This is a genomic window from Microbacterium sp. (genome assembly GCF_011620715.1).
Lineage (GTDB): Bacteria > Actinomycetota > Actinomycetes > Actinomycetales > Microbacteriaceae > Microbacterium.
This window is the reverse complement of sequence record NZ_WOYP01000108.1, coordinates 2195-11779: the sequence shown is the minus strand read 5'-3', so window position 1 is coordinate 11779 and position 9585 is coordinate 2195. Positions and strand designations below refer to the sequence as shown.

Annotated in this window: 5 protein-coding genes; all 5 read right to left on the bottom strand. The window is 72.3% G+C overall.

Annotated features, from left to right (window positions below; genetic code table 11):
* Positions 1-501 (bottom strand): DUF5684 domain-containing protein (locus QZV84_RS10515; RefSeq protein WP_292829215.1); only part of this gene is annotated, 501 nt, incomplete at its 3' end.
* The gene (locus QZV84_RS10510) at positions 498-2960 is read right to left on the bottom strand and encodes a transglutaminase domain-containing protein (protein ID WP_292829213.1); all 2463 of its coding nucleotides are present in this window, start codon (positions 2958-2960) and stop codon (positions 498-500) included. The genes QZV84_RS10510 and QZV84_RS10515, both read right to left, overlap by 4 nt.
* Positions 2957-4219, bottom strand: a complete 1263-nt coding sequence (locus QZV84_RS10505) for a DUF58 domain-containing protein (RefSeq protein ID WP_363331907.1) — start codon at positions 4217-4219, stop codon at positions 2957-2959. The genes QZV84_RS10510 and QZV84_RS10505 overlap by 4 nt, the downstream gene beginning before the upstream one ends.
* 113 nt (positions 4220-4332) lie before the next feature.
* A complete protein-coding gene (locus tag QZV84_RS10500; protein WP_292829209.1) occupies positions 4333-5298 on the bottom strand; it encodes a MoxR family ATPase in 966 nt (321 codons plus the stop codon).
* 35 nt (positions 5299-5333) lie between these two features.
* Positions 5334-9585 (bottom strand): Ig-like domain-containing protein (locus tag QZV84_RS10495; protein WP_292829207.1); only part of this gene is annotated, 4252 nt, incomplete at its 5' end.

The window sequence follows — 9585 nt, the reverse complement described above, 5'->3', positions numbered from 1 at the left end:
CGGGTCCGGGAGGGACGGGCTGTAGGACGGCGGGGTCGCGCGCGGCACGTATTCGCGGAGCTCATCGGGGTCGGCGGCAGCGGTGCGGCGCGGCCCGGCGCCCTGGGTGCCGCGGGCTCCGAGCTCGGTCCCGAGCCAGCGCGCGGGGCCGAAGCCGAGGATCGACGCCCAGACGGGCAACGCGAGGGCGGCCAGCACCGTCATGCCCACGCCGTGCCCGAAGGCGACGTTGATGCGGTAGCACGCGGCGACCAGCAGCGCCCAGACGATCACCGGGCCGACGAACGGCACGAGGACGAGCAGGAACAGCCAGCCCGAGAATCGGCCGCGCTGCAGCAGCACCACCTGGTTGAGGATCGGCACCCACGCCTTCCACGGCTGCTCCCCCGACTTGCGGAACACCGCCGAGAGCGCGAGCGCGGTCCAGACGTAGAGCACGACGATCAGCAGGAAGGTCAGCATCCCCAGCCCGACGGCGGTGGAGTCATCGATGGTGGTCATGGCGTTACGCGCACGGGCTGCGTCACCCGGCGCTTCCCCCTCTCGGCGACGCGCGACCGGGCGCCTGCGGGCGCCAGGTGGCGGACGAATGATCTCAACGATACGGTCGCGACGACGCGACGCCAGAAGCCGCGCTCGCGAACGAGGGCGTGCCGCTCCTGGTCGACGATGCGCCAGAATGCCGCCGCCTCGGCCGCCGACACTGCAGAGCCCGAGAAGACTGCGCGGTCGGCATCCACCGCGAGGGAGCCTCCGGCGGGCGTCGCGAACAGGTCGGCGAGCTCGCTGCGGGTCAGGACCGGCGACGCGACACGGCCGGAGTCGACCGCAGCGTCCACGTACTCGTCCCAGCCGCCGGTGATCTGCGCGACCGGCTCGCCCCGGCTTCGGCGCGCGCGGCGCCGGGACGCCTTGGCCGCGGTGATCAGTGCGAACGGGCCGAAGAGCAGCAGCAGCACCAGCAGCGCGATGCCGCCGACGCGCACGATCGGCCACAGCCACGCCAGATCGAGTGCCGCGGCGTCCTCGGCGCCGTCGTCTGCGCCGCTGTCCTCCTGCACGGGGTCGGGCGGGACGACGTCCTGCACCGGGTCGGGCCGCACCTCGGTGACGTTCTCGGGGTTGCGCAGCTCGGTGACTTCGAGGCCCGGCGACTGGGCGTGCTGCGGCGTGACCTCGACCGGGATCCACTCGCCGGCCGCGGACCTGACCTCGGTCCACGCCACGAGATCCTGGGCACGGCACACACCCGACTCGCAGGTGCGCAGCCCGGCATCAGCGGAGCTGAGGCGGGCGCCCACCACCACCCGCGCCGGAAAGCCGAGCTCCTGCGCGATCAGCGCGACCGCGGTTGCGAACTGCTCTTCGTCGCCGACCGCGGCGACGTAGTTCTCGGTGGTCGCCGCCCGCGGATCGGTCTCGCGCTCCAGCAGTCGGCTGAACATCGCGTCGATCCGGGCGAGGGAGTGACCGGACGCGCTGGGCTGGAACGTGTAGCCGGTCAGCGACTGCATCCACCGCGGGGCGGACTCCCCCACCTCGAGGGCGTGGCTGAGGTAGCCCCGCTCGCGCAGGAGCGCCACCAGCCCGGCCAGCGCGGCGCCGCCCGAGCCCGATGCGTGCTGGTCGACCCAGGTGCGCAGGCTGTCCGGAACGGCCACCCCCTCGCCGCGGCCGCCCGGCGCTTCGATCGACGCGAGGTCGGGTGTCGCCGGCTCCACAGCCGTGAGCCGGTACGCGTCGCCCGCGCTGAGGCCTCCGCCGGCGGTCTGCACACCGGCGCCGGCCCCGGCGCGGTAGTAGAAGCGATCGGCGAGCGACGCCGCGCGCTGTCCCGCGAACTCGACCGATTCGAGCCGCCCGATGGTCGGCATCCAGATGCCGTCGAGCTGCTGGATCGTGACCTGAGCGTCGACGGGGCGACCGCTGCCGGCATCCAGGGTGGAGGGGACGCGCACGAAGCGCGCCGGGTCGAGCGCGCCCGTGCCGCCGCTGCGGTAGATCTCGCCGTCGTAGCTGTCGAGGGTCGCCAGACGCACGCGCTCGGGGAGGGCTCCGCGGGTGGAGACGGTGAACAGGACGTCGTCTGCCCGGGCGTCGGCGAACAGCGACCGGTACTCGGCGAGCGGGCTGACCGCCGATGAGACGGCGAGTTCGGGTCCGGCGCTCGAGCGCAGCACCTCGCGCTCGGCGCCGCGGGCGGCGAACGGCACGACGATCGCGGACGCGACCACGGCGATCGCGAGCATTCCGGCTCCGAGCACCGTGCGGCGCTGATCGGCGCGGGAAGGCCGGCGCGAGACGCGGACGCCGCTGGATGCCGCGGCCCGGTGCAGCGACCGGATCCGCTGGTCGCGACTGCGCCACGCGAGCCACAGCAGGCACGTGAGCAGCGCCGCGATGCCGAGCGCGGTCTCGACGGGAGCCGAGATCGTCAGCGGGCCGAGGGTGAGCGGGGCGCTGACGGTGGTGCGGCCGAAGAACAGGCCGAACGAGATCATCGCGAGTGCGACCGGAACGGCGCCGTACGCCGCGCGATCTTCCCGCCACGACAGCAGCAGTGCCGCGCACGTGCCGGCGAGGAACACGATCAGCGCCGGGACGAGCAGGTTGCGGTACGTGCCGACCGGCAGATCGACGGTGATGAGGTCCTTCCAGGCGAACAGCGCGCCCCCTGCGACTTCGGCGAGGCCGCGCACGAGCTCTGTGGCGCCGCCCAGCCGCGAGGGAACGGCGAGCGGGATGCCGAGCACGAAGAACGCGACCGCCACGAGCCCCGCCACCGGCCATCCGCCCCAGCTGCGGCTCCATGCCAGTGCCGCGATCGCCGCCGCGACGAGCGCGGACAGCCCGACCAGCAGCAGGAACGCCCCGTCCCGGTAGATGGGCCATGCGGCGACCCCGGCGATCAGCACGACGACCCCGATGAAGAGCGACCCCGCGACGATGCGGGGGATCACGAGGTCGCTCCGCGCACGAGCAGTCCGGAGAGGTCATCGAGCGTGCCGACGGTGAGCACGGTCAGTCCCGGCAGCGCACGCATGCGGGGATGGGCGCTTTCGTCGCAGATCACTGCGACGACCGCCGTGTCGGCCGGAAAGCCGAGTGCGGCCTGGCGCAAGCGGGTCAGCGGCACGCGGGAACCGACCACGATGAACGCGATCGACAGCCGCTCGTTCGCCTCCGCGGCGAGCCGGCACACGTCCGCGACCGCCATCGTGTTCTCGAGCAGGTCGACCGCGCTGAAGCCGTCGAGCATCGTGCGACGCGAACCCGCCGGGATGTGCGCAATCGCACGCAAGCGCCCGCGCACCACGCGCGGGATCTCCGATCCGGTCACGATATCGACGTCGCGTGCGTCCGCCACCGCGCGCAGTCCGAGTGAGGCCGCACAGCTGACGGCGAGTTCGAACTCGTCGGAGTCGGCGAACTCGCGCTCGGCGACCGAGAGCACGACCGCCATGCGGGAGCGACGCGACTCCTCGTACTGGCGCACCATCAGCTGCCCGGTCTTGGCCGTGGACTTCCAGTGGATCTGGCGGCGGGCATCCCCCGGCGCGTACTCGCGGATGGCGTGGAACGACATGTCGGCATCCACCAGCCGGCGCGTCGGGTTGCCTTCGAGGTCGCGGATCAGGCCCGCACTTGTCGAGGGGATCGCCGTCGTCCGCGGGTGCACGTACAGCTGGTGCACATCGTCGAAGGCGTGCTCACGGCGCAGGAGCCCGATCGGGTCGCTGCGCACCGTCGTGGCCGGGCCGATCGTGACGATCCCACGTCGCAGCGCCGGGATCTCGAGGGGCTGTGCGATCGTGTGGGCCGGCCGCAGCAGCGGCACCCCGAACTCGACCAGACCGGCGCCGACCGGGATGTCGAGCCGCCCGGGCAGAGCCACCCGCCGCCCGTCGTTGCGCACGACGATCTCGCCGGTGACACCCTCGCCTGCCACGACGCGCTCGTGCCCGAGGACGAGGTCGACCTCGTACGAGCGCGCGCCGAACAGGAAGGGCACGCACATCGCGAGCAGAACGAGCGCGATCGCGCCGGCGACCATCCATTCCACCCATCCGAACGCGATCCCGATGCCGAGCCCCACTGTCGCCGCGGCGACGACGAGCACGCCGGCCGGGCGCACCGTGCGGGCGGCCCACCCGACCGCCGCCGCGAGCCTCGCCCAGAGGATGCGCCACACCCGCGCCCACCACACGAGGGCACCCACGATCCTGCGCGAGCCGCGCGCGCTCGTCATCCGCGTCGTCGACGAAGGCGCGCCGGATGACACCTCCGCGCCGGTCGGCGCGGAGGTGCGGGTGAGACGAGGCTCGGTCAGGCTCATGCGGTCTCGCGGCGGCTCGGGGGCGCGACATCGAGCAGGACCTGGCCGATCACGGCCTCCTGCGTGACACCGTCGAACTCGGCTTCGGGGTGGAGGATGAGCCGGTGCGAGAGCACCGAGACGGCGAGCGCCTTGACATCGTCGGGGGTGACGTAGGTGCGACCCTGCGAGGCGGCGCGCGTGCGCGAGGCCTTCGTGAGCGCGAGGGCGCCTCGGATGCTGACGCCCAACCGCACTTCGTCGGCCGAGCGCGTCGCGTCCACGAGCCGGGCGATGTAGTCCAGCACGAGCGCATCGACGTAGACGTCGGCCGCGAGGTCGGCCATGCCGACCATGGCCTGCGGGGTGATCACCGGCGCGAGTCCGGCCGTGGCCACGGCGGCTCCGTCGAGGATCCGCACGGTTGCCGCATGGTCGGGGTAGCCGAGCGAGGCGCGCATCATGAAGCGGTCGAGCTGCGCTTCGGGAAGCCGGTACGTGCCGGCCTGCTCGATCGGATTCTGCGTGGCCAGCACCAGGAACGGCACGCCGACCTGACGCGAGACGCCGTCGATCGTGACCTTGCCCTCCTCCATCACCTCGAGCAGCGCCGACTGCGTCTTCGGGCTCGCGCGGTTGATCTCGTCGGCCAGGACGATGTTGGCGAAGACGGGGCCGGCGTGGAAATCGAACGTTCCGGTCTTCTGGTCGTACACCGTGATGCCGGTGATGTCACCGGGCAGCAGGTCCGGCGTGAACTGGATGCGGGTGTTCGTGCCCTGCACGGACTGCCCGACCGCGCGAGCCAGCGAGGTCTTGCCGGTGCCGGGCACGTCCTCCAGCAGCACGTGCCCGCCGCTGAGCATCGCGGTGAGCACGAGTTCGACGACGTGGCGCTTGCCCAGAACGGCCCGCTCGACGTTGTCGGCGATCTGCCCGAAGGTCTGCGCGAACCAGGTCGCCTGCTCCTGCGTGATGGTCATGGGGGGAATCGTCCTCTGTCGTGGGATGTCGCCGGTCAGGGGGTGGGGGTGTTCGGATCGCAGGATGCCGAGAACGTCGCGTCCGCGGGCGAGAGGCCCCAGCCCTGCGCGCTCCAGTTCACCGAGACCGTGATGCCCTCGACGCGGACCGCCCCGACCGGCACCGCCCAGGTGTCGGCGGTGTGCGCCAGCATCGCGCCGGCGCTGTCGTAGTAGCGCAGGCCGGCGTTGCCGAAGATGATCGCGGCCTTGCCGCCCGAGGGGTCGGTCGACGAGTCGCCGGCCGCCACGAGGTTCGAGCCGCCGACGCACGCCTGCACGCTCCAGCTCGCCTGTACCTGATAAGGTGCGCTGCCCGGGCGCGGGGTCACTGTGGCCCATGACGTGGCGGTGCCCCAGATCTCGTGGACGTAGCGCACCTGGATCGCAGGCGTGCGGCCGAAGATCGAGCTCGGCATCCCGGCGAACTCGACGCGGTTGCGGTGGGGAACCCGCTCCGTCGCGGTCGGACTCTCGCGCACGATCCACTCCGCGCGGCCGTCGCCGACGTCGGGCGCGGCATCCACGAGGAAGGTGTACCCCTGCGGAGCCTTGCCGGTCTGCTGGGCCCGCACGCTCTGCGTGACCGTCGCCGACCCGTATTCCCGGCCGTCGAACCACGACTCCACGCACAGCGTGAACGAGTACTCGTCGCCATCGGCCAGGCCGGGGAACACCGCGGTGTCGCCGCCGTCCGTGGCCGTGCAGCGCTGACCGTCCCGCACGATGCCGTACCGCAGCTGCGACCCGTCGCCACCCAGCCCGGCCGCACCGCGCGCCGTCACGGTCGAGGTGCCGTCGCCGTCGGACGCCGAGCTCAGCGACAGCGAGGCACCGGTGGGCGCACCGATGCCGTTGCCCCAGACGGTCGCTGCGGCGCCGGAAGGACTGCCGCCGAGGCCCGGGGGCAGGTCGAACCGCGAGTAGGGCGTGACGCTGATCGGACTGGAGGTGTTGGACCCCACCCGGTACTGGGCCACATCGATGCGGGTGTCGTTGCGGCGGATCGGAATCTGCACGGTCTCGCCGGCGGGACTGGAGACGACGATCGTGCCGGTCGCGTCGGGGTCTATCCCCTCGATGTGCAGCGACACCACGCCGCCCGCGCCGGAGGTGACGACGGGCTGAACCTGCACAGCGGCCGGCGTGCCGGGGGCATCGTACGCCCAGGCCACCGTCCGTGCGCTCGAGCGCGACATTCCGACGCCGTTGACCGCGAACGCGTCGTAGGTGCGCTGCTCGCCGTTGGGCGCCGCGATCGGCGGGCAGGTGCCGCCCGCGGAGCACTGGGCGACATCCTGGCCGTTCGAGCGGATCACGAAGCCGACGAGCGAAGGATAGGCGAGGCGCGCCTCGCCCGGATCGACCCGCAGCGTGAGCTGCCCGCTCGCGTAGCCGATCTGCGACACGCTGGCCGGCGACTTGGGGTAGCCCTGCAGATCCAGCAGCAGCCGGCCGTCGCGCTCGGCGTTCGTGCGGCGGCCCTGCGCGTCCTGCACCGAGAAGGATGCCGAGCACGTCGCCCCGGGGGCGTCCTGAGACCAGGACGCGAGGACCGTCGTGGGCGAGGCGACCTGGAAGCTCACTCCGACGCACGCGCCGGTCGGGCGCGCATCGATCACGGTGAGGGGGGTGCGCGGCAGCGGGTTCACCTCGCCGCTCGCGCCGATCACCGAGATCGTGCACGACGAACCGGCCGCCTGCGAACACTGCCGGGTTGCCGACCCGCCCTGCGGCAGGGTCGAGGGTGCAGCCCCGACGCGCAGGATCAGCCGCACCGGCGCGACGGAGGTATGGCTGGTCACCGAGACGACGGCTGCCTCCTCCGCGCCCGGCACCGCGCGATCGGCGCCCACGACGGTGACGATCGAGCCGTTCAGCGACACCGCGAACGCGGAGCCGGAGTACTCCAGCGCGTAGCGGATGCCGCTCCAGTCCTCCCGCAGCTGCCAGGTCGTCATGTTGCGCAGGTCGAACGTCGCGGTCTCGCCCGGTCCCACGGTCATCGACCCCGCCCGCAGCATCGGCTGAGGATCGAGGGCTTTCACCACGATCGGGACCGACAGGTAGGTCCAGTCCGGCTGGCCCACGATCCGCGCCGGCACCTGGCACGCATCGACCCACGGCGCACCCGCGCCCGAGTCGTAGCGCACGGTGGTGCCCGATTCGACCGTGCACGCCGCCCCGCTGCGAGCACCCGACGCGCGCACGTCGGTGCCGAGTTCGAGGGTGCTCCCGCGGGGCCCCGCGACGAGGGCGGTCATATCGAACGACACCGACTGCAGCTCGGTCACCTCCGGAGTCGCTGCGCCGGCGCGCAGCGCCAGCGACAGGTCGTCGTCACCGGGCACGCGCAGGAACGCGTAGGTCGTCACGGACCCGCCGGCACCCTCGCCGGTGACCGCGAAGGGGATCACACGTGTCGTCTCGGGCAGCGGTCCGCGCAGCTTCCGGCCGTCCACGGCGACTCCGGACGGCTCGCCCCACAGACTCACCTCGAGCTCGCCGATGTCGCCGCCCGACCACGACGCCCGGCCGGCGAGCACGTCCACGCCCGACGAGAAGTCCTCGCGCGTCTCGGCGGTCAGCACCGTGTCTTCCACGACCGGGTAGTTCGGCACGCTCTCGCGCACGACCTTGACGACGATCAGACCACGACCGGTGTTGCCCGAACTCGACTCGACGTCGTAGAGGAACGACATCGTGCCCGGTTCGGTGCCGGCCTCGATCACGACGGTGGACTCGCCCACCGACGAGAGCCGGCCGTCCAGCCGCGCGTACTCGGGGTTCACGCTGCCGTCGGTCAGGCTCGAGGGCACGTCGGGGCGCACATCGGTGACTGCGAGCGTGCCCATCGTCGGGTCGACGTCGTTGGCGAGCGGGCTGACCCGGATCTCGCCGGCCGCGCCGGCCTGCACCTGCACGTAGTCGGTGAAGGTGATCGGGCTGGGGTTGGACCGGCTGTCGAGCACGCCGATGCGCACGACGCCCTCGCCGGTCTGACCGAAGGCATCGACCACGCGATAACGGAACGTCGCCTGTCCGCGGTGGCCGGGAACGCTCGAGTAGAGGATCGACTCCCCATCGGCGGCGATCGTCGCCGAGCCGCTCTGAGGCTGGCTGATGATGCGGTCCAGGCTCACGACGTCTCCGTCGGGGTCCATGCCGAACCCGTCGAAGTCGATCACGGTCGACTGACCGCTCAGCACGCGACCTTCCAGGGTCTCCGGCAGCGGGGCGCGGTTCGCGTCGTCGGCGAGCACGTGCACGCGCACGGTCGCCGAGTCGGCCAGCGCGGGCGCCCCGATCGTGTACACCGCGTAGTCGATCGTGTACTGCCCCGGCTCGGCCGGGGCCAGGTAGCGCAGCACGTCGCCGCCGGCGAAAGCGAGCGCGTCGGGGGTCGAGGACACCACCGATGCGGGGTTGAGCGTCGGGCGACCCCCGGCCGGGGCGATGTCGTTCTCGAGCACCGGGATGTCGATCTGGGATCCGGCGCGCACGACGATCGTGTCGTCCACGGCGATCGGGGCGAGCTCGGGCGCCGGCGGGAGCAGGAAGACGGTCGCCTCGCCCTGCACCCGGGCGCCCGCGTCCTCGGTGCCGTCGCTGATCGTGTAGGTCACGGTGCCCAGGCGGCCGGCAGCGCCGGTGGCCGTGGAGCCCGACACCCGCAGGTAGTTCTGACCTACGCCGTCGACCGAGAGGGTGGCACCGGCATCAGCGTGCCCGACCACGTCGCTGAGCAGCAGCACGCGCCTGGTCGGGTTCGAGACGGCCGAGAAGACATCCAGCGTCGCGTCCTCCTGCGGATGCACGAAGGCGACGACCGGCGAGGTCGCCAGCTGCGGCGGGGCGTCGGAGGGCAGGATCGTGATGCGCGCGGTTCCTGTCGCGGGTGTCGTGCCATCAGTAACGGTGAAGCCGACGCGGAACGTGCCCGGGGCGCGGGCGGAGAAGTCGAAGGATGCCGAGCCTCCGACGATGGTCGCGCTCGCCGCCGCGTCGTCGAGCACCCGCACCGATTCGAGCGAGATCTCGCCGGCCGTGCCGGTGACGTGCGGGGTGACATCGACCGTCAGGCCGGCATCGATCGTGTCCACGACGGCGAAGGACTGCACGGTCAGCGCCGGCTGCGGCGACACCCGCACCAGGAGCGGCTTGGCGGAGACCTGGCCCGCGGTGTCGGACACGGTGACGTTCAGTTCGATGAGCTCTTCGCCGGCGGCGGAGCCGCTGTCGCTGTGC